A 19,954-nucleotide genomic window follows, 5' to 3' on the forward strand; every position below is an offset into this window, starting at 1 on the left:
GCGGAGGCGCCAATCACGGCACCAGATCGATCGTCTCGGTCGTGTGTTCGACGCAGATGAAGCAGCAGGTATCGCAAGGCTGGTCGTTGTCCGGCCCGACGCCGGCCGAGATCCGGTCATTGCCGTCGACCCAGGCGCCATAGCAGATACGCTCTCCGGAATTGCAGGAGAGCGGCACCGATTTCTGGGAATTCGGGTCGATCAGGAACACCTTGCCGTTGCCCGGCCAGATGGTCTCGCGGTCGCGGCTGAACAGTTCGACCGCAACCGCTTCCTTGCGCAGGTTCTTGACGAAGAAGGCCATGTCGGCGGCCTCGGCCGAACTGGCACAGACCAGCGCCGCGAGCACGGCCATACGAAACAGCGTCACGGACGGACCTCCCGAATCACCGCCCCAGAATCGCATGGCCGCCCATGCCTGTCGCTCGCTTTTGGAACTATTTCACGGAAGGACCTTCCGCCGCGATCTCGCGCCCCAGCCGCACCGTTTCGCCAACGAGAAGATCAAGATCCCCGCGCCTCGTGCGGTGGTTGGCGATCGCCACGCGCAGCCAGTGCTCGCCATGCACGGTGGTATCGGAGAGGACGGCGATGCCCTGTTCCTGCAGCCGCAGCATGATTTCGGTGTTGAGCGCCTTGAGCGCCTCGCCGGTGACGCCGGGCTGGTAGCGGAAGCAGACGATGTTGATGGTCGGCGACATGGCCAGCTCCAGCAGCGGCTCGGCCTCGATGCGTGCGGCGAGATAGGAGGCTTGCGCGATGTTCTGGTCGATCAGGCGGCCGAATTTATCGACGCCGTGTTCCTTCAGCGCCATCCACACTTTGAGCGCGCGAAAGCCGCGCGAGGTCTGCAGGCCGTAATCGTGCAGCCATTCGCCGGAGGCGAGGCCGCGCGGGGCCGATTCCAGATATTCCGGCGTCACCGCGAAGGTCCGGCGATGCGCGACGGCGTCCCTGACCAGGACGCAGCCGACCTCGAACGGCGCGTGCAGCCATTTGTGCGGATCGAGCGCGACCGAATCCGCCCATTCGATGCCGGTGACGCGATGCGCGTTGTCGGGCGCGATCGCGATCAGCGCGCCGATGCAACCATCGACGTGGAACCACAGGCCTTCCTCATGCGCCAGTTTGGCAAGCGCCTGAAGATCGTCGATCGCGCCGGTGTTGACGGTGCCGGCATTGCCGATGACGCAAGCCGGTTTGAAACCGGCCGCACGGTCCTCTGATATCGCCGCGCGCAAGGCCGGTATGTCGATGCGCAGGCCGGCATCCGTCGGGATGCGCCGCAGCGCCCGGTTGCCGAGGCCGAGCGCTTCCATCGCCTTGCGGTGGCAGGAATGGAGCTGGTCCGAGCCGTAGAAGCGCAGCGGCTTTTCGATTGCCGCGACGCCGTGCTCGCGCACGTCGATGCCGGCCTTGGTGTTGCGCGCCACGGTCAGCCCGATGATGTTTGCCATCGAGCCGCCGCTGACCAGCGTGCCGGAGGCGGAAGCGGGAAAGCCCAGCATCTGCTTGCACCAGTTCACCACCTGGCTGTCCATCAGCCCGGCGGCGTGGTTGCCGCCGCCGAGATTGGAGCCCTGGATTGCCGCCAGGAAGTCGCCGAGCGCGCCGGTGAAGTTGCTGGACCCCATGTACCAGGCCCAGAAGCGTGGATGGATGTTGCCCATCGGATAGGACATCACCGTACGCGAGACCTCGTCGTAGACGGCGGCCAGCGGTGCCGGCGATCGCGGCAAGGGTGCCGCGAAGCTTTCTCTGACATCCGCCGGCATCTCTCGCCAGGCCGGACGGTTCCTGACATCGCTGAGATAATCGACGGCATCGTCGATGACCTGGTGCGACAGGGCCAGGACAGCGGCCCAGTCGGCGGGGTCGAGCGTCTCCTCGGCGGCCATGCCGAGGGTTTCCTGCGCGATGTCCATGACCGGTCTCCGTCAAGCCGCCGGGAACTGGCAACCGGGCGTCGAGCGCGACAGCGCCATCTCCTCGGCGTCCATCTCTGCCTCGATACCGTCGAACAACGGCGTCGACATGTAGCGCTCGCCGGTGTCGGGCAGCATGCACAGGATCACCGATCCGGCCGGCGCCTTTTCCGCGACCTGCCGCGCCACGGCGAAGGTGGCGCCGCCGGAAATGCCGGTGAAGATGCCCTCCTTCCGCGCCAGGGCCCTGGCCCATTTGATGCCTTCTGGCCCGGCAACCGGCATCACCTCGTCGTAGAGACTGGCGTCGATGGCTTCCTGCAGCACATTGGGGATGAAATCCGGCGTCCAGCCCTGGATCGGATGCGGCTCGAAGGCCGGATGGCTGGCGGCGGGTGCGCCATGGGTATCGCGCTGCTGCGCCTTGCCGCTGCCGATCAGCTGGGCATTGGCCGGTTCGGAGAGCACGATGCGGGTCTCCGGCCGCTCGCGGCGCAGCACGCGCGCCACGCCGACGACGGTGCCGCCGGTGCCGTAGCCGGTGACGAAGCAGTCGAGCCGCGAGCCGGCGAAATCATTGATGATCTCGCGCGCCGTGGTGGCCTCGTGGATGGCGGCGTTGGCGGCCGTCTCGAACTGGCGGGCGAGGAACCAGCCATTGGCCTCGGCCAGTTCCACCGCCTTCTTGTACATGCCAAAACCCTTTTCGGCCCGCGGCGTCAGCACCACCTTGGCGCCGAGCATGCGCATCAGCTTGCGGCGCTCGATCGAAAAGCTGTCGGCCATGGTGACGACCAGCGGATAGCCCTTCTGCGCGCAGACCATGGCCAGCCCAACGCCGGTGTTGCCGCTGGTTGCCTCGACCACCGTCTGGCCGGGCTTCAACGCGCCGCCGCGCTCGCCCTCCTCGATGATGTTGAGCGCCAGCCGGTCCTTCACCGAAGCGGCGGGGTTGAAGAACTCGGCCTTGACGTAGATCGTCGCATGGGCCGGTGCCAGATTGTTGACGCGGATCACCGGCGTGTCGCCGACAGTGTCGAGAATACTGTCGAACAGGCGGCCGCGCCCGGCGGTGGTTCTGATCTTCTGTCTATTCAACATGTTTGATCTCCTCGATCGTGTTCGGCTTCACAGGCCGGTTACAAACCGGCGGTTTGGGCGGCGAGGTTTCGAGACATCGCCGCGTTAGGACTGACATGCCGACGATGCGGCAATGACGGTACCCGGCGCGAAATTCGCCCCGGATGCGCCGTGTCACGTTTGGTGATAAAGCAATGGCCGACGGGCCAGCGTGGGAGCAGGCGTGGAAACGCACGTGGAATCCGCACCATCGAGACTGGAGGGCGACAGGCCGATCCTGTCCTTGCGCCTGCTCGGACCGCTGGAAATCCTGCGCGATGGCGTGCCCGTGGCGCTGCCGGCTTCGCGCAAGCTGCGCGCGCTCCTGGCCTATCTGGCGCTGGCGCCGCATGCCGTGGGCCGCGCCCGCCTGTGCGAGCTGCTGTGGGATGTGCCCAACGACCCCCGCGGCGAGTTGCGCTGGTGCCTGAGCAAGCTGCGCGCCGCCCTCGACACGCCGGACCGGCGCCGGGTCATCACCCAGGGCGATATGGTCGCGCTCGATCTCGACGGATGCCGTGTCGACGCGCTGCAAATCGGTCGTGCCGCCGCGCAAGGGATCGGTACGCTCGACATCGACCAATTGAAGGGGTTGGCAAAACAGTTCGACGGCGATCTGCTCGACGGACTGGAACTGGAGCGGAGTCCGCTTTTCGACAGCTGGCTGGTCGCCCAGCGCCGGCGTTTTCACGCGCACCACGCCGCGGTGCTGGAACGGCTCGTCGCGAGCCTGCCGGCGGAATGTGACGAGACGGTCGGACATCTCGATCGATGGGTAGAGCTGGCGCCGTTCGACGGGCGTGCGCATGCAGCGCTGCTGGCCGGTCTTGCCCGGCGCGGCGAGATCGGCGCGGCCGAGCAGCATCTGGCTTCAGCGGAGCGGCTTTTTCAGTCGGAAGGGCTGGATTTCGCCCCGCTTCGTCAGGCCTGGCGGGCGATCCGTGACCAGCGCGCCGCGCACCAGGCACCGCCGCCGGACCGCCTGTCCACCCTATCGCAATCGGTGGCCCCATCGGGCGATGCCGGCCCGGTCGAGCCCAGCCACGCTTCACTGGCGGTGATGCCGTTTGTCGACGAAAGCGGCGCACGCGGCGGGCTGGCCGACGGGTTCACCCACGACATCATCACCCGGCTTGCCAAGCTCAGGGATTTCTTCGTTATCGCACGCGGATCGGTGTTCGCACTGGCCGAGCAGGCCATCGCGCCCGAGGAGGCCGGCAGAAGGCTTGGCGTCGACTATGTCGCCAACGGCACGGTGCGCAGCCTGACAGGCCGCCTCATCGTCAGCGTCGAGCTGGTCGAGGTGCGCACGGCGAGGATCGTCTGGGCCGAGACCTTCGAGCGCCGGCCCGACGACATTTTTGCCGTGCTCGACGATATCGGCGACAGCATCGTGTCGTCGATCTCGGCCGAGATCGAAACGGTGGAACGCAACCGCGCCATGCTGAAGGCACCCAATTCGCTCAACGCGTGGGAAGCCTACCATCGCGGCCTATGGCACATGTACCGCTTCACCCAGGCCGAGAACGAGCAGGCGCGGCATTTCTTCGACAGGGCCCTGCAGCTCGACCCGACCTTTGCCCGCGCCTATGCCGGCCTGTCCTTCACCCACTGGCAGAATGCCTTCCAGCGCTGGGGCGACCGCGACCATGAAAGCGCGCTGGCCTACGAGAGCGCCGGCCATAGCCTGCTGGTCGACGACCACAATCCTGCCGCGCACTGGGCGATGGGCCGGGCGCTGTGGCTGCGCGGCGAGCATGACGGATCGCTCGCCGAACTGGAACGGGCCGTGGATCTCAGCCCGAATTTCGCGCTTGGCCATTACGCGCTGTCCTTCGTCCACTCGCAGTCGGGCGACCCGCGGGCGGCGATAAGCTCGTCCGACCATTCGCGGCATCTCAGCCCCTTCGACCCGCTGCTGTTCGGCATGCTGGGCTCGCGCGCCATGTCGCATGTCCGGCTCGGCCAGTTCGAGGAGGCGGCAGAGTGGGCGCTGAAGGCGGCGGCGCGGCCCAACGCCCATACCATCATCCTGGCGATCGCCGCGCACTGCCTGGCGCTGGCCGGCCGGCTCGACGAGGCGCGCGGCTTCGCCGCCGCCATCCGCAGGACATTGCCTGATTACCGCGCCGACGATTTCATCGGCACCTTCCGTTTCGACCCCGATGCCGAGGCGCTGTTCCGGCAAGGCGCAAGGCGCATCGGGCTCAGCTGATTTCGCGCTTGGAATCCAGCGTTAACGAAGTCGGAAGGAGTTGCTTAACAGTTCGCCTCTATGTGACCCCTCGGGGGGGCCATGGCAAAGTGAGTATGATGAGCGACAGCCCCGACAAGCGCAGCAACGAATGGCGCGCCATTCTTCATGTACAGGCCCGCGTCGCCGTCCTGTTCGTTCCGGTCGTGGCCAGCCTGCTGCTCATAGCCGCGCTTGCCGGCAACGAACGCAGATCCGTTCCCGATGTCGACCGCACGGTCACCGGATCGGTGCGATAGCGGCACAACGGCCGGTCGCGAACGCCTGTTGGACGGCCGTGCATGGCGAGGGGCCGCCAGCCACCGTGCAGGGCACTCGGCGCGCGCTATTGGGCGCGTCATCCGTTGGCGCTAAGGTCATCCCATGGCGACATTGAGCGAATGGGCCCGGGCGATCAAGCGCGACGCGCATGCGCTATACCTTGCCGCGCGCGATCCCCGAACGCCGTGGTATGCCAAGGCGCTTGCCCTGTGTGTGGCGGGCTACGCCTTGTCGCCAATCGACCTGATCCCCGACTTCATCCCAGTGGTTGGCTATCTCGACGATGCGATCCTGGTCCCCTTGGGCATCCTTGCCGTGGTCAAGGTGATACCGCCCGAGGTCATGGCAGAACACAGGGCGGCCGCCGCCCTCGCCGTCGACAGGCCGGTGAGCCGCAACGCGGCGCTGATCATCGCCTGCATCTGGGTCACTTCGGTGGCGCTGGCGGGATGGCTGGGCTATCGGTACTTCGCGGGCTGATCCTGAAGCCGCGTCCCGTGGTGCGGGAACAGCTCGATCGCCCTCCCGAACGCGCCTTGAGCAGCGCCCGGCTAAAGGATCTTGGTCACCAGATTGTCCAGCCGGGAGTTCTCGCGGTAAGCTAGTCGCACCACGACGGCACCCAGGACCCCGGCGATCGCCCCTCCGACAACGTCGGTCAGGTAGTGCGTCCCGATGTAGAGTCTCGACCAGCAGATCAGGAATGCCATGGCGAACAGCGCAATCGTACGGCGCGGCAGGCCTTGCATCGCAAAGGCGGCGAAAATCGCGATGCTGGCGGTTGCGTGATCGGACGGGAACGACCAGTCGGCGCTGGGCGCTATCAACAGGTGCGTCACGCCGGCATCGTAGGGCCTTATCCGATGCACGAACAGAAGAATGGCCTGATTGATCGCCAGCCCGAGCAAGAACGCCAGACCGGCCGACACGGCCGCGTGGCGAACGTGGTAGCGGTCCACCTTCGCCCACCATTGCAAGACCACGGCCAGCACCATGAGAGGAACGCCGATTTGTGAGACGCCGATCATCGATTTATCGAGAAAAGGGCTGACACCGGCCGCGGCATTGATCCAGTGTGTTAAAGCTGCATCCATTTGGCGTGGGTTTCCGTGGCTGGCTGCGAGGTGGGTTGTTGAAGCCTGTCGATGAACACCGCATCCATCAGATCTTCGAAGTCAGCGTATGGCTGAAGGGCGCGCATGCCCTGATCGAATGCGTCGGCGGGCTTCTGCTCTATGTCGTCACGACCGATACCATCGCCTCCTGGGTGAACGCACTCACCGCGGAAGAACTGATCGAAGATCCGAACGACTTCATAGCTGGGCATCTGTCGCAGATGGCAAGTCATTTTTCGATCGCCAGCAAAGAGTTCTACGCCTTCTACCTGCTCAGCCACGGCCTGATAAAGCTTGCCCTGGTTGTCGGGCTTTTACGAGGCAAGCTCTGGTCTTACCCGGCCTCGCTCGCGGCTTTGGGCCTGTTCGTGATCTATCAAGTCTACCGCTACTCATACACCCATTCACCCGGCCTGCTGGTCCTGACCGTCTTCGATGCCGTCGTCATGGTGTTGATCTGGCATGAGTGGAGGATCGTGCGACAGCACAAGCCGGCATGACGGTTGATTTGCCGGCCTTGCCCTTGTCCCTGTTTCCTGAATGCCGGCACAAGGGGCCGACGGATCGACGGTAAACGCTGCCGCGGCCGGGCTGCGAACGCCTGGCCGCAAGACATGCCCGTTTTGCGAGCGGAACCCCGTGCCGCGTCGAACATTGTCTTCCAGGACAGCCCTGGAGGACATCATGACCCGAGCCTTCGACGTCAACGACAACACCGAGCAAAATCCCGAGCGCCCGCGGCAACCGCAGACCGGCGACCGCCTCAAGAAAAAGAAGGTCGAGGGAAAGGCCTTCCAGGTGAATGACAACAGCGTCGACAATCCGGCACCCGCGCCGGTGACACCAAAGCGTGACTGATGCGGGATCGGCCCTGTCAGGTGAAAAAGGCCCGGACAACCGGGCTTTTTTTCACGCCTCGCAAACTTGGCCGCGTGCGCGGCGCCTCAATAGAAGCGCGGGATCGGACCGTTCTGCGGCGTCGTGCGGTCGCCCAGGTCGAGAAAGACCTCGTCGACATAGCACCAGCCCCAGCCTTCCGGCGGATCATACCCCTCGATGACCGGATGGCTGGTGGCGTGGAAATGTTTGGTGGCGTGGCGGTTGGGCGAGTCGTCGCAGCAGCCGACATGGCCGCAGGTGCGGCATAGCCGCAGATGCACCCACCACGAGCCGCTCTTGAGGCATTCCTCACAGCCGAGCGCGCTCGGCGTCACATCCTTGATCCCGGCCGCATGCCTGCATTCGTCCGCCATCACTCTCTCCTGAACAATCTCTTCGTTGAAGCATGGTCTTTCTCCGAAAACCGGTTCCCGCTTTTCGGGATCATGCTTTGAGGCGTGACGGCGGGGCGCCGTCTCGCGCAAGATAGGCATGCACGGCGGCGACCACCTGGGCACCCTCGCCGACCGCGGCCGCGACGCGCTTGACCGAGCCGCAGCGCACGTCGCCAATGGCAAACACCCCGCCGCGGCTGGTCTCCATCAGGCCATGCTCCGCTCCGAGCTCGGACCCGGTGCGGATGAAGCCCTTGGCGTCGAGCGCCACATTGCATTGCGCCAGCCAGTCGGTGTTCGGGTCGGCGCCGATGAACAGGAAGAGGTGGCTGATCGGGCGCGTCGTCGCTTCGCCGCTGACGCGGTTGCGCCAGCGGACGGTGGCAAGATTGCCTTCCTCGCCCTCCAGCTCCTCGATTTCGGTCTCGGTCAGCACCTCGATGTTCGGCTGCGCCTTGATGCGCTCGACCAGGTAGCGCGACATCGAGGCATCGAGGCTGCCACCGCGCGCCAGCAGCGCCACCTTGCGCGCATGGCTGGCCAGATAGACCGCAGCCTGCCCGGCCGAATTGCCGGCGCCGACCAGCGCCACCTCCTGCCCGGCGCAAAGCCGCCCTTCGATCGGCGAGGCCCAATAATGCACGGACGTTCCCTCGAACCGCGACAGATTGGCGACATCGAGCCGCCGGTAGCGCGCGCCGCTGGCGATCACCACGCTGCGCGTGCGCACCGTTTCGCCATCGCCGACATCGAGCAGGTAGCGGGCGCCCGAATTGTCGGTCGCCGCGCTCAACAGCTTCGCCTCGTCCGGGATCACCATTTCGACGCCGAATTTCTGCGCCTGGTTATAGGCGCGCGCCATCAGCGCCATGCCGGTGATGCCGGTGGGGAAGCCGAGATAGTTCTCGATGCGCGAGGAGGCGCCGGCCTGCCCGCCGAAGGCCCGGCAATCGAGCACGATGGTCGACAGCCCTTCGGAGGCCGCATAGACGGCCGCCGCCAGCCCCGCCGGCCCGGCGCCGACAATGGCAACGTCATACAGCGTATCGGCGTCGATCGGCCTGAGCAGGCCGATGCAGCGGGCGAGGTCCTTCTCGCCGGGATTCATCAGCAGCCTGCCGTTCGGGCACAACACGACCGGCAGATGGTGGGGGTCGACGTCGAAGCGCTCGACCAGCGTTATGGCGCAGGGGTCACCGCCGGAATCGAGCACGCGGTGCGGCTGGCCGCTGCGAGCCAGGAAGCCCTGCAACCGCAGCACGTCCGCATTGCCGAGCGGTCCGATGATGATCGGCCCGCTGGTGGCGCTTTCCAGCAGCCCGACACGGCGCAGGATCAGCGCCCGCATGATGCGTTCGCCGAGATTGGCCTCCTGCACCATCAGGTCGCGCACCCGCCGCGAGGGGATGACGAAGGCCTCGACCGGCTCGGCGGCCTCGGCATTGACCAGCGACGGCCGGGCGGAAAGCTGCGCCAATTCGCCGACGAAGCTGCCCGGGCCGTGGCTGACGATCGTCTCGCGCCGGCCAAGACCGTCCTGGGTGATGTCGACCTTGCCCGACAGCACCACGATCAGACCCGGCGCGACATCGCCAGCCCTGATGATGTGCTCGCCGGCCGCATAGGCGCTGGCCTCGCCGAAACGGCGCATATGGTCGATGTCGGCCTCGCTTAGCGTGGGAAACGCCTGGTCGCGACGGGCGCCGAAGATCGCGGTGCTGGATTGGGACATGGTCGCAAGCGTAGCGAAGCCGAGGCCCGGTTTGAAGTGGTTTGTTCGGCGCCTAGCCGCGAGGGCAGGTTTGGCTGGGGGCGGCCGTCGCACCGTTCGTCTCGAGATGACGACCGGAGATCCAGGATCGTTGCTGCCGACGGTGTTGGCGTCTGACAGCCAATTGTCAGCTGTGTCGTGAGACATTGTTTGCCAATAGCCGCGACGCCGATTCGCCGGCACGGAATTCAAGATGGAACGAGCCCATGAAACAGATAGCCCTGTCACTTTTCGTAATCGCGTCTTCGGGCGCCTATGTATGGGACCAGGCAGGCAAGGCTCCTGCCGGCGACATGATCGACACGGCGGGCTCCGCCAATGCCGCCGAGGACAGTGTGTTGCAGCCCCCCGCTCCGGCCAGCCCCGTTCGCACTGATCCCACGCCAGCGCCTGCGCCATCGCCCGGGATCCGCCAGCAGAATGTGCGGCTCGATCCGGTGGCGACCACGCCGACATCGGTCGGCGGCGAAACCACCGCCGCGATCTCCGCGCCCGCCCCGAAGCAGCAGGCGACAAAGCCGCCGCTCCCGGCCAGCCCTGCGCGGCTTTCTCAAGCACCCATACCCAACGAACAGGCGCCGGCTCCAACTGTCCCAGATGCCGCGGCGCGGACAGCATCCTTCACCATAACCCCGGCCGTCTATATCCCCGTTCCCCAGCCGAGGCCGGACTATCCGCAAGCACCCGCCCGCGTCTTCAAGGCCGCTATGAAGCTGGCTGTGAGCCCCGGCACCAAGCCGGCGAGGCGCGGCTTTGCCGACGGTACCTACACCGGTCCTGCCGCCGATGCCTATTACGGCCTCATCCAGATTCAGGCTTCCATCCAAGGCGGCCGCCTCACGGCGCTCAAGGTGCTGAAATACCCGAATGACCGCCGCACCTCGATCAGCATCAACAGGCAGGCGCTGCCGATGCTGCGTGACGAGGCGATCAGTGCGCAGAGCGCCAATGTCGATATCATTTCGGGCGCTACGCTGACCAGCAGGGCCTTCATCCAGTCGCTTGGCGGCGCATTGAAAAAAGCAGCGTCCTGATCCATGCGCGATACGAGGATCTTGATGGGCATGCCCATCACCGTCGACATCGCCGGTGCCTCGGGCGCGACACTTGTCGACGCGGTCTTCGATTATTTCGAGCACGTCGACCGGTGCTTCAGCACCTACAGGACCGACAGCGAGATTTCGGCCATCAACCGGGGCGATCTTCCGATCCGCGACTGGAGCGCCGAAATGATGGAAGTGATGGCGCTTGCGACACAGACGAAAAACCAGACGGACGGATATTTCGACATCCGCAAGCCCGACGGATCGCTGGACCCGTCCGGCATCGTCAAGGGCTGGGCCATCCGCAACGCCGCAGGAATCGTTCGCCGGGCCGGCGCCGACGATTTCTTCATCGAGGCGGGYGGCGACATCCAGTCGCGCGGCCGAAATGCTTCGGGTCTCGACTGGAGCGTCGGCATCCGCAATCCCTTCAATGCCGACGAGATCATCAAGGTCATCTACCCGCGAGGACACGGCGTCGCCACCTCCGGCACCTATGCGCGCGGGCAGCACATCTACAATCCGCTTGGGACCGGCGATCCGATCACCGAAATCGTCAGCCTGACCGTCATCGGCTCGGATGTGCTGGAGGCCGACCGTTTCGCCACCGCCGCCTTCGCCATGGGCCGGGAGGGCATCTTCTTCCTCGAACAGGCGCCTGGCCTCGAAGGTTACGTCGTCGACAGCAACAGTCGCGCCACGCCGACGAGCGGGTTCGGAGCTTTTTGCCAGCCATGATCAAGACCATCGACCGGCTTCTCGACCATCAGACCATGTACCGGCTGGTGCTCTATTACCTGATCGCCTTGCTGGGCACGGCCTTCGTGCTCGGTTTCCTCAAACTCGTGCCGCATGATCCGGTCATGCTCGCCTTCACGACGGGGCTGATGCTGGCAGCCTGCTGGGTCACCAACAGGATCTTCGCCGCCGTCTTCAAGGTTCCGGCCAACAACGAGTCGGTCTACATCACCTCCCTCATCCTGGCGCTCATCCTCGATCCGGTGGCCGCCACGGACCTCAGGGGGATATGCGCGGTGGTGTTCGCCTGCGTCTGGGCGATTTCATCCAAATTCATCCTCGCCATCGGCGGGAAACATTTGTTCAATCCCGCGGCGCTGGGCGTGGCGCTGACCGCGCTGCTGCTCGACCAGCCCGCCACCTGGTGGGTCGGCGGCAATTTGGCGTTGCTTCCCGTCGTGCTTTTCGGCGGCCTGCTCCTGGTGCGCAAGCTGCGCCGGCTCGATCTGGTCGCCACCTTCGGTGTCGTCGCGCTGGCGACAATCCTGGCAACCACCGAGCCGTCGCAATACACCGCCGCGCTGACGGAGACACTGGGCTCCTCGCCGCTTCTGTTCTTCGCTTTCGTGATGCTGACCGAGCCGCTGACGGCGCCGACGACACGGTGGCCGCGCATCGCCTTTGCCGCCATCGTCGGCTTCCTGTTCGCGCCAAACATCCATGTCGGGTCGTTCTATTTCACGCCGGAACTGGCGCTTCTGACCGGCAATCTGTTTGCCTACGCCGTGAGCCCGAGAGGACGCCTCGTGCTGACGCTCGAGCGCATCGAGCAATCGGCCGTCGACAGCTATGATTTCATTTTCAGGTCACCGCGGAAGCTTGCCTTCCAGGCTGGACAATATCTGGAATGGACGCTTGGGCTCGACCGATCGGACAATCGCGGCAACCGCCGCTATTTCACGGTGGCGTCGGCGCCCACGGAGCAATCCATACGGCTTGGCGTCAAGTTCTACCCGCAATCGAGCGCCTTCAAGCGGACGCTGGGCGCAATGAAGCCGGGCAGCACGATCCACGCGTCCCAGCTGGCCGGCGACTTCACCTTGCCGGCCAATCCCCAAACCAAGGTTGCCTTCCTGGCCGGCGGCATAGGCATCACGCCATTCCGCTCAATGCTGCAATATCTCATCGACCGCCATGAAAGCCGGCCTATCGTCGTCCTCTATGGAGCCGAGACCCAGCAGGACATCGCCTATCGCGATGTGCTCGGCGCGGCGAGGCGGGAACTGGGCATAAGGACGGTGCTTGCCGTGGCCCGGGGGGCCGAGAGGGGCCAGTATCCCGGCTATATCGACGCGCGCCTGGTGCGCCTGGCCATCCCCGACTATCTGGAGCGGACCTTCTACATTTCCGGCCCCCAGGCCATGGTCAAAGCGTTGCGCGACATGCTGCTGGGCATGGGTGTTCGCCGCTCGAAGATAAAGGTCGACTATTTCCCCGGCTTTGCCTGAGCGTCGCTCAGCCTTGCCGGGGAAGGGTGATGGTCACGACCAGGCCGGGATCGGCGTTGGTCATCGTCAGCCGTCCGCCATAGGCTTCGACAATGTCCGAGACGATGGCCAGGCCCAGCCCGCTGCTGCCGCCCTTGCTGTCCAACTGCACCCCGCGTGACAGGGCGGATTCCCGGTGTGCATCGGGGATGCCCGGGCCGTCGTCGGCGACGGCGATGGACACCTCGCCGGCGGTCGCCCGCGCGTTGACCTGGACCGAGGATCTTGCGAAGCGCGCCGCGTTCTCCACCAGATTGCCGAGAATCTCCGACAGGTCGCCCTCGTCGACCGGCGCCATGAAATCCTCGGCGACGTCGATCCCGAACGAGAGCTGCTTGCCGCCCGGCGTGCGCTTGATGACGGCGATGACGCCGGCCGCGGCTTCCCTGACCCGGCACGATGCCTTGCCGGAAACGCCGGGCGCCAGACGGGCGCGCGCGAGTTCGCGCTCGACATGTCGTCGGATCGCTCCGGCGCTCTTCTCGATCTCGTCGGCCAGTTCGGTTTCGCCCTTTGCGCGCAAGGCCCGGATGTCGGCCGACAGCACCTGCAGTGGCGTCTTGAGGCCATGCGCCAGGTCGGTGGCGCGCGACCGGGCGCGCGCCAGGGCCTTGGCCTGCGCGTCGAGGAGGCGGTTGATTTCGTCGGCGAGCGGCTGCACCTCGCTCGGCGCCGCCACGTCCAGTCGCGCCGTCCGCCGCGCGATCACGTTCCGGACGGCGACCCGCAGGCTTTCCAGCGGCGCCAGGCCAACGGTGATCTGGACGAAAAAGGCCACCATGAGGGCGGCGGCGAGCAGGATGAGCGCCGGGACCAGATCACGTACATATTCGCGCACCGACACCGTGACGCTGCGGTGATCTTCCGCCACGATGGCGCGAAACGACCGGCCGCCGGCATCGGTTATGGTGCGCACGACGGCTACGGTGAGCTCGCCGTCGGGGCCCTTGAGCTCTTCGATCGTTCTCAGTTCGCCGCTCGCGCCTTGGTCGGGCAACGCAAGCGTTGCGTCCCACAACGAACGCGAGCGCACCAGGCTATGGCTGGCCAGGTCTTCCACCTGCCAGTATTGACCGGACAGCGGTTTGGTGAAGCGCGGGTCCGTCAGGTCCGGCGCGACCGAAAGGCGGCCATCGGCCGCGAAGCTGGTCGCGCCGATCAGTTCATTGAGATCGGCGGTCAGTTCGCCGACGATACGCCTCTCGACATTCAGCTCGAACAGATAGCGCAGCCCGACCCCGGCAATGGCAAGGGCGACGAGGATCGAAATGGTGGCCGCCGACCAGAGCCTGAAGCGGATCGAATTGCCCATCAGGACGGCTCGTCGGGCACGAAATATCCGAACCCGCGCCGGGTCTCGATGACGTCGTTGCCGAGCTTGCGGCGCAGGCGCGCGACAATGACCTCGATTGTGTTCGGGTCGCGATCATTGCCGGAATCGTAAAGATGCTCGGCGAGTTCGGTCGGCGCCACCACGCGCCCGGCGTGATGCATCAGGAACGCCATAAGCCGGTATTCCAGCGGTGACAGCGAAACGGGAACGCCGCGCAGCGAAAGGCGCATCTGGCGCGTGTCGAGCAGCAGCGGTCCGGATTTCAGGACCGGGGCCGCCTGTCCTGTCGAACGGCGGAGGATGGCGCGCAGCCGCGCCAGCAGCTCGTCCATTTCGAACGGCTTGGGCAGGTAGTCGTCGGCGCCCGCATTGATGCCTTCGACGCGCTCGGTCCAAAGGCCCCGTGCCGTCAGGATCAGGACGGGAAAGCGGCGCGCATTGGCCCGCCAGCGCTTCAGCACCGTCAGGCCATCGAGTTTCGGCAATCCGAGATCGAGGATCGCCGCGTCGTAATTCTCGACGTCGCCCGCGAACCACGCGGCCTCTCCGTCGCGCACGGTATCGACGGCCATCCCCGCGGCCTTGAGCACTGCCGCGATGTCGCTCGCGATGCGCGGCTCGTCTTCTGCCAGGAGTATCTTCATCAATCGCCGCCCCTGTCGCGCATCAGCACGCCGGCGCCGGCGTCGACGTCGACGATCCTGCGGCGTCCGTCAGGGGCGACAACCTGGAAGCGATAGACCCAGCGGTCGCCGATCCGGATGAAATCGACGGCCACGATGTCGCCGGGAGCATCGGCCTGAACCACGCCCAGGATGTTGGCCAAGCCCTTTATTTCGCCTCGCTCGTAAAGGTCCCGCGCCCGGTCGTGATCGCCGTCGTCATCCTCGTCCGCGCGGGCGTGCAACGGTCGAAGCAGAACCAGCCCGACCAGGCTTGCCGTCGCCAAATGTTTCAGTATCGGTTTCATCCAAGGGCCATGCAGCAGACCTTGTGTTTCAATCCAGCCCGTCATCCGGCCGGTCTCCTGGTCGGCGCACACGACAAAGGACGTCGCCCGCCGACATTTGCCTCGCTATCAGGAGCCACTTGTTCCCGGAAGCATTCGCTTGAGCACGTCGTCCCTGCGGACATAGTGATGCCAGAGCGCAGCCGCCGCATGCAGACCGGCAAGGATAAGGATCAGATTGGCGCAGAGGCTGTGCAGTTCCCTTAGGGTTCGGGCCGTGCCGCTGTCCGTGGAGACCGGAGCCGGGATGGTGAAGAGGCCGAAGAAGCTCAAGGCATCGCCCCGGTACCAGGTCACCAGGATGCCAAGAACCGGAATGGCCACAAGCAGCGCGTAAAGCGCGATATGCGCGACCTTGGCCACCCATCGTTCCAGCTCCGACATTTCCCGCGGCAGTCCCGGGGTTCCCAGGATCATGCGCAGGCCAATGCGGATAATGATCAGCGCGAACAGCAGCATCCCGAACGAGATATGGAACCACCAGACGAGTGCCCGGCCGGGGTCGTTGCGTGGAAAGATATCGGCGACATAAGTCAGGCCGTAAAGGCCGATAACCAGCAGAAACACGGCCCAGTGAATGGCCTTCTGTGCGCTTGTGTAGGTAGGATTCATGCAGGGCTGTCCAATTTTGAATGCTTCTAAACTAGCCGCGATCATGTCAAAGCTTTGTCGGGTCGGTCCCTTCGACGGCAATCGAGGGGGCGGTGACGGTTCCCCCGACGGGAGCGGTTCTGGAACCGGGGCTTTGACGATCGTGACCTAGTGGGACATTGGCTGGAGGAACCTGTCAATTCGCTGACAGTCGGACACCGGACAACGCCGATGCGCCAACCAAAGAAAAAGCCCGGACGAACCGGGCTTTTTCTTTGGGGTCTCTGAACCATCGAACGGTTCGAAACGGGAATTTGGTGCCCAGAAGAGGACTCGAACCTCCACTCCTTGCGGAACACGGACCTGAACCGTGCGCGTCTACCAATTCCGCCATCTGGGCTGGTGCGGGCTCATGTAAGCGGGCAAGCGATTGCTGTCAACGCGCTTTTTGGACCATGCCGCCGAAAGCTGGAAACACAGCTTTGGCAAAGGCGCCATGTTCCAGCCAAGGCCTGGACTTCCGCTTGCCGGCTCGGCAAGCGTCAGCCCTCCAGCACTTCCTTCGACGCCACCGTCGAATCGGCGTTCAGCTGGTAGATGACCGGCACGCCGGTGCCGAGTTCCAGCTTGACGATCTCCTCGCCCGACTTGCCGTCCAGCGCCATGATCAGCGCGCGCAGCGAATTGCCGTGCGCGGCGACCAGCACGGTGCCGCCACGCAGCACGTGCGGCTGCAGATCGTGCAGATAGTAGGGCCAGACGCGGGCGCCCGTGTCCTTCAGGCTTTCGCCGCCGGGCGGCGGCACGTCGTAGGAGCGGCGCCAGACGTGCACTTGCTCCTCGCCCCATTTCTTGCGGGCATCGTCCTTGTTGAGGCCGGAAAGGTCGCCATAGTCGCGCTCGTTGAGCGCCTGGTCGCGGATGGTCTTGAGATCGCCCTGGCCGACCGCGTCGAGAATATGCTGGCAAGTCTTTTGCGCCCGGCTCAGCGCCGAGGTGAAGGCGATGTCGAACTTCAGGCCGCGTGCCTTGAGTTTTTGCCCGGCGGCCTTGGCCTCGGCGTGACCCTGCTCGGTCAGGTCGACGTCACGCCAGCCGGTGAACAGGTTTTTCAAATTCCATTCGCTCTGGCCATGGCGCACGAGCACGAGGGTTCTCGACATGTTTGCTCCCTTCAGATTGGCAAAATTGGCAGGTTGGCCGCTTCAGCTCAGGCCGAGCACGTCCCGCATCGAATAGAGTCCCGGCTTCCTGCCACGCGCCCACAGCGCCGCCTTGACGGCGCCGCGCGCGAAGATGGCGCGGTCCTCGGCATGGTGGGACAGCGTGATGCGCTCGCCGGTGCCGGCCAGGATGACGCTGTGGTCGCCGACCACCGAGCCGCCGCGCAGCGTGGCGAAGCCGATGGACCCGCTCTTTCGCACGCCCGTATGGCCGTCGCGCGAACGCACGTCGTTGCCGGCGAGCGCAATGCCGCGCCCGGCGGCGGCGGCCTCGCCGAGCAGCAGTGCCGTGCCCGAGGGCGCGTCGACCTTGTGCTTGTGGTGCATTTCCAAAATCTCGATGTCGAAATCGTCGGCGTCGAGCGCGCGCGCCGCCTGTTCGACCAGCACCGCCAGGAGATTGACGCCGAGGCTCATATTGCCCGACTTGACGATCGTCGCGTGGCGCGCCGCGGCCGCGATCCTGTCATTGTCGTCGGCCGAACAGCCGGTGGTGCCGATGACATGGACGATGCGCGCCTGCGCCGCGTAGCCGGCGAATTCGACGGATGAGCCCGGCGTGGTGAAGTCGAGCACGCCGTCGGCCTTGGCGAAAACGGGAAGCGGATCATCGCCGATCGGCACGTTGATGATGCCGATGCCCGCGACTTCGCCGGCATCCTTGCCGAGATGGGGCGAATCCGCGCGCTCGACCGCGCCGATGACGCGGGCGCCCGCAATGGTGTGGATGGCACGGATCAGCGTCTGGCCCATGCGGCCGGCCGCCCCCACCACCACAAGGCCCATATCGCCTGCTTCGCTCATGTGCTCCTCACCGCCGTCTTTTTCGCACGCGTGGCCCGGACCGGAGTTTGGATCGGCTTGCTGTCATCGACAAGCCCCAGACCCTTCTTGCCCTGCACCCGGTGGAACCGTGTATAGACGCTGTGCGGGTCGGCCATCAGCTCGGCATGCGTGCCTTCCTCGACCACCCGGCCCTGTTCCATGACGACGATGTGGTCGGCATTGACCACCGTCGACAGGCGGTGGGCGATGACGATGGTGGTGCGTCCTTCCATGACATGGGTCAGCGCTTCCTGGACGCGGGCCTCCGCCTCGTTGTCGAGCGCCGAGGTCGCCTCGTCGAGCAGCAGGATCGGCGCCTGGCGCACGATGGCGCGGGCGATCGAGACGCGCTGGCGCTGGCCGCCGGACAGCGTCGCGCCGTTCTCGCCGACCGGCGTGTCGTAGCCTTGCGGCTGCTGGCGGATGAACTCGTCGGCCGCCGCCTGGCTTGCCGCGCGCTCGATCTCGGCGTCGGTGGCCGACACGCGGCCATAGCGGATGTTGTCGCGAATCGTGCCTTCGAACAGATAGGGCGACTGCGAGACATAGGCGATCGAGCCGCGCAGCGACTGTTTGGTGACCTTGGAAATGTCCTGGCCATCCACCTCGATGGTGCCGGACTCGACGTCGTAGAAACGCTGCAGCAACGCCACCAGCGTCGTCTTGCCGGCACCCGAGGCGCCGACAATGGCGGTCATCTTGCCGGCGGCGGCGACGAAGCTCAGTTCCTGCAGCACCGGCGTCTCCTCGACATAGCGGAAGGACACGTTGTTGAACCGCACTTCACCCGACGTGAATTGTGCCTCGACGGCATCCGGCGCGTCGCCCTGTTGCGGCTCGAGGTCGAGCAGTTCGTAGATCATGCGGGCATTGACCAGCGCGCGCTCCATGCCGACCTGCATGCGCGCCAGGCGCCGGGCCGGATCGTAGGCCAGGATCAGCGCGGTGATGAAGGAAAACACCGCGCCCGGCGGCTCGCCGAGAACGAGTGCCCGGTAGCCGGAATAGGCGATGACGGAGGTGACGGCGAGGCCGGCCAGCATGTCGGAAATCGGCGCCAGCCGCTCCGAGACGCGGGCGATCTTGTTCGAGCGCTGTTCCGCCGTGTCGGCCAAGGCGCCGATGCGGCTCGCCAGCTGGTCCTCCATGGTGAAGGCCTTGACGATGGCGATGCCTTGCGTGGCTTCCTGGACGGCGCCGATCAGCCGGGAATTGATCAGCACGGATTCCCGCGTGATGCGCCGCACCCGGCGCGTCAGGTAGACGACCGCCCAGATCAGCGGCGGCCCAATCAGCAGCGAACTCAGCGATAGAACCGGGTCCTGGTAGATCATGATGCCGACAAGGCCGACCAGGGTGACCGCGTCGCGGGTGATGGATGTAAGCGTGATCGACAGGAGGTCGCGGATGCCGCCGACATTCTCGTTGACCTGCGCCGCCAGCCGGCCGGAGCGCGTATCGTTGAAGAAGCCGACGCCGAGCTTCATCAGATGGTCGAAGATGCGTTTCTGGTAGCGCGCCACCAGATTGTTGCCGATCGTGGCCAGCGCCACCGCCTGGCCGTAGCCGGCGAAACCGCGCACCAGGAAGGCCCCCATGATCCCGGCGCAAATCCACACCACCAGGTCCCCGCGCCTTTCGTAGAAGATCTGGTTGACGATCGGGCTCATGATCCAGGCCGTGAAGGCGGTCGTGCCCGACACCAGCAGCATGCAAGAGATGGCGACGACATAGGACCAGCGATGATCGCGGCCGTTTTCGGAGAGGATGCGGCGCAGCACGGCGTTGACTTCGCCGACGCTGGCTTTCTGCTTGTTTGGAGCTTGAAGTGTCAAATCGGGAGCTTCGTGGGTTTTTCGCCTGGGACCGGCCTGCAATTCGGCACTCCTCTTAGCGCCATGCGGCCGGCTTGCCTATGCCCGCGGC

General features: G+C 65.4%; 21 protein-coding genes and 1 tRNA gene. 8 read left to right on the forward strand and 14 right to left on the reverse strand.

Translation table 11 applies throughout. From position 1 onward, the window contains the following. Window positions 1-13: 13 nt before the first annotated feature. From C1D09_RS09840 to C1D09_RS09850, 3 genes are all read right to left on the reverse strand, one after another. Window positions 14-370, reverse strand: a complete 357-nt coding sequence (locus C1D09_RS09840) for a hypothetical protein (protein ID WP_143974078.1) — start codon at window positions 368-370, stop codon at window positions 14-16. A gap of 67 nt (window positions 371-437) precedes the next feature. After that, window positions 438-1,925: a pyridoxal phosphate-dependent decarboxylase family protein gene (locus tag C1D09_RS09845; protein ID WP_143974079.1), complete on the reverse strand. Its 1,488-nt coding sequence runs from the start codon at window positions 1,923-1,925 to the stop codon at window positions 438-440. A 12-nt stretch (window positions 1,926-1,937) separates the two neighbouring features. Further along, window positions 1,938-3,026 (reverse strand): PLP-dependent cysteine synthase family protein, encoded by a 1,089-nt coding sequence (locus C1D09_RS09850; protein ID WP_143974080.1) that lies wholly within the window; start codon window positions 3,024-3,026, stop codon window positions 1,938-1,940. A 214-nt stretch (window positions 3,027-3,240) separates the two neighbouring features. Here C1D09_RS09850 and C1D09_RS09855 point away from each other — a divergent pair, with 214 nt between their 5' ends. The 3 genes from C1D09_RS09855 (at window position 3,241) to C1D09_RS09865 (ending at window position 6,039) form a co-directional block, all read left to right on the forward strand. Continuing rightward, window positions 3,241-5,259 (forward strand): BTAD domain-containing putative transcriptional regulator, encoded by a 2,019-nt coding sequence (locus C1D09_RS09855; protein ID WP_167514548.1) that lies wholly within the window; start codon window positions 3,241-3,243, stop codon window positions 5,257-5,259. A gap of 98 nt (window positions 5,260-5,357) precedes the next feature. Next, entirely contained in the window at window positions 5,358-5,537 is a 180-nt protein-coding gene (locus tag C1D09_RS09860) for a hypothetical protein (protein ID WP_167514549.1), read from the forward strand. A gap of 124 nt (window positions 5,538-5,661) precedes the next feature. Further along, window positions 5,662-6,039, forward strand: a complete 378-nt coding sequence (locus C1D09_RS09865) for a YkvA family protein (RefSeq protein ID WP_143974082.1) — start codon at window positions 5,662-5,664, stop codon at window positions 6,037-6,039. Between the two features lie 71 nt (window positions 6,040-6,110). Here C1D09_RS09865 and C1D09_RS09870 read toward each other — a convergent pair whose 3' ends face one another. Continuing rightward, the gene (locus tag C1D09_RS09870; RefSeq protein WP_143974083.1) at window positions 6,111-6,653 is read right to left on the reverse strand and encodes a phosphatase PAP2 family protein; all 543 of its coding nucleotides are present in this window, start codon (window positions 6,651-6,653) and stop codon (window positions 6,111-6,113) included. A gap of 38 nt (window positions 6,654-6,691) precedes the next feature. On the opposite strand from C1D09_RS09870, the gene C1D09_RS09875 reads away from it, so the two are divergent. Together C1D09_RS09875 and C1D09_RS33090 are read left to right on the forward strand one after the other, a co-directional pair. Next, complete coding sequence (locus C1D09_RS09875; protein WP_143974084.1) at window positions 6,692-7,174, forward strand: DUF2127 domain-containing protein; 483 nt, start codon at window positions 6,692-6,694, stop codon at window positions 7,172-7,174. Between the two features lie 184 nt (window positions 7,175-7,358). Continuing rightward, window positions 7,359-7,532 carry a hypothetical protein gene (locus C1D09_RS33090; RefSeq protein ID WP_167514550.1) on the forward strand — a complete coding sequence of 58 codons (174 nt, stop codon included), beginning with the start codon at window positions 7,359-7,361 and terminating at the stop codon, window positions 7,530-7,532. A gap of 86 nt (window positions 7,533-7,618) precedes the next feature. Here the strand turns inward: C1D09_RS33090 and C1D09_RS09880 are convergent, their stop codons facing one another. Then, entirely contained in the window at window positions 7,619-7,927 is a 309-nt protein-coding gene (locus C1D09_RS09880; RefSeq protein WP_095773379.1) for a UBP-type zinc finger domain-containing protein, read from the reverse strand. 70 nt (window positions 7,928-7,997) lie between these two features. Then, the gene (locus C1D09_RS09885) at window positions 7,998-9,680 is read right to left on the reverse strand and encodes an FAD-dependent oxidoreductase (RefSeq protein ID WP_143974085.1); all 1,683 of its coding nucleotides are present in this window, start codon (window positions 9,678-9,680) and stop codon (window positions 7,998-8,000) included. Window positions 9,681-9,925: 245 nt separating this feature from the next. Between C1D09_RS09885 and C1D09_RS09890 the strand changes: the two genes are divergently transcribed. Genes C1D09_RS09890 through C1D09_RS09900 form a run of 3 tightly spaced genes read left to right on the forward strand, consistent with a single transcriptional unit; the run spans window position 9,926 to window position 13,008 of the window. Beyond that, window positions 9,926-10,753 (forward strand): FMN-binding protein, encoded by an 828-nt coding sequence (locus tag C1D09_RS09890; protein WP_143974086.1) that lies wholly within the window; start codon window positions 9,926-9,928, stop codon window positions 10,751-10,753. A gap of 24 nt (window positions 10,754-10,777) precedes the next feature. Further along, complete coding sequence (locus C1D09_RS09895; protein WP_246135695.1) at window positions 10,778-11,500, forward strand: FAD:protein FMN transferase; 723 nt, start codon at window positions 10,778-10,780, stop codon at window positions 11,498-11,500. Further along, the gene (locus tag C1D09_RS09900) at window positions 11,497-13,008 is read left to right on the forward strand and encodes an RnfABCDGE type electron transport complex subunit D (RefSeq protein WP_143974088.1); all 1,512 of its coding nucleotides are present in this window, start codon (window positions 11,497-11,499) and stop codon (window positions 13,006-13,008) included. The genes C1D09_RS09895 and C1D09_RS09900 overlap by 4 nt, the downstream gene beginning before the upstream one ends. Window positions 13,009-13,015: 7 nt before the next feature. On the opposite strand, the gene C1D09_RS09905 is transcribed toward C1D09_RS09900, so the two are convergent. From C1D09_RS09905 to C1D09_RS09940, 8 genes are all read right to left on the reverse strand, one after another. Further along, window positions 13,016-14,359, reverse strand: coding sequence for a sensor histidine kinase (locus tag C1D09_RS09905; protein WP_143974089.1), 1,344 nt, complete (start codon window positions 14,357-14,359; stop codon window positions 13,016-13,018). Next, on the reverse strand, window positions 14,359-15,024 hold the full coding sequence (locus C1D09_RS09910; RefSeq protein WP_143974090.1) for a response regulator transcription factor: 666 nt from the start codon (window positions 15,022-15,024) through the stop codon (window positions 14,359-14,361). The genes C1D09_RS09905 and C1D09_RS09910 overlap by 1 nt, the downstream gene beginning before the upstream one ends. After that, window positions 15,024-15,395 carry a PepSY domain-containing protein gene (locus C1D09_RS09915; protein WP_143974091.1) on the reverse strand — a complete coding sequence of 124 codons (372 nt, stop codon included), beginning with the start codon at window positions 15,393-15,395 and terminating at the stop codon, window positions 15,024-15,026. The genes C1D09_RS09910 and C1D09_RS09915 overlap by 1 nt, the downstream gene beginning before the upstream one ends. Before the next feature lie 63 nt (window positions 15,396-15,458). Then, complete coding sequence (locus C1D09_RS09920; RefSeq protein ID WP_143974092.1) at window positions 15,459-16,001, reverse strand: cytochrome b; 543 nt, start codon at window positions 15,999-16,001, stop codon at window positions 15,459-15,461. A 294-nt stretch (window positions 16,002-16,295) separates the two neighbouring features. Continuing rightward, a tRNA-Leu gene (locus C1D09_RS09925) sits at window positions 16,296-16,380 on the reverse strand. A gap of 142 nt (window positions 16,381-16,522) precedes the next feature. Then, window positions 16,523-17,143, reverse strand: coding sequence for a 2,3-bisphosphoglycerate-dependent phosphoglycerate mutase (locus tag C1D09_RS09930; RefSeq protein ID WP_143974093.1), 621 nt, complete (start codon window positions 17,141-17,143; stop codon window positions 16,523-16,525). A 42-nt stretch (window positions 17,144-17,185) separates the two neighbouring features. Next, a complete protein-coding gene (gene dapB / locus C1D09_RS09935; RefSeq protein ID WP_143974094.1) occupies window positions 17,186-18,007 on the reverse strand; it encodes a 4-hydroxy-tetrahydrodipicolinate reductase in 822 nt (273 codons plus the stop codon). Further along, window positions 18,004-19,863: an ABC transporter ATP-binding protein gene (locus tag C1D09_RS09940; protein WP_143974095.1), complete on the reverse strand. Its 1,860-nt coding sequence runs from the start codon at window positions 19,861-19,863 to the stop codon at window positions 18,004-18,006. The genes dapB and C1D09_RS09940 overlap by 4 nt, the downstream gene beginning before the upstream one ends. Window positions 19,864-19,954: the final 91 nt, after the last annotated feature.

Origin of the sequence: Mesorhizobium intechi (genome assembly GCF_002879535.1) — a bacterium.
GTDB lineage: Bacteria > Pseudomonadota > Alphaproteobacteria > Rhizobiales > Rhizobiaceae > Mesorhizobium > Mesorhizobium intechi.